We start from the raw sequence: 225 nt of genomic DNA, 5'->3' as shown, positions 1-225 counted from the left end.
GGGGAGGTGGCGGCCGCCACGCCGCTGCGGGTGCAATACGGTGCCAACACCCTGGTGGGGGGCATCTTGCCCGGCAAGGAGCTGAGTGTGCGGGTCTCTCGCCAGCCGGGAGGGGCTTACCTGGATCTGGAATATCGCAACATCAACACCAAGCGGGTGCTGTTCAGCCACCAATATCAGCTCAGTCGCCACAACGTGCATGAGGTGCTGCAGGCCAGCAGCCAG

The 225-nt window shown here is 64.4% G+C and carries 1 pseudogene; it reads left to right on the top strand.

The features are described 5' to 3' along the window. A pseudogene (locus BN1137_RS21860) lies at positions 1–225 on the top strand (lysine decarboxylation/transport transcriptional activator CadC); the annotation flags it as partial.

The organism is Aeromonas tecta (assembly GCF_000820185.1).
GTDB lineage: Bacteria > Pseudomonadota > Gammaproteobacteria > Enterobacterales > Aeromonadaceae > Aeromonas > Aeromonas tecta.
This window is presented reverse-complemented; position numbering and strand designations above follow the sequence as displayed.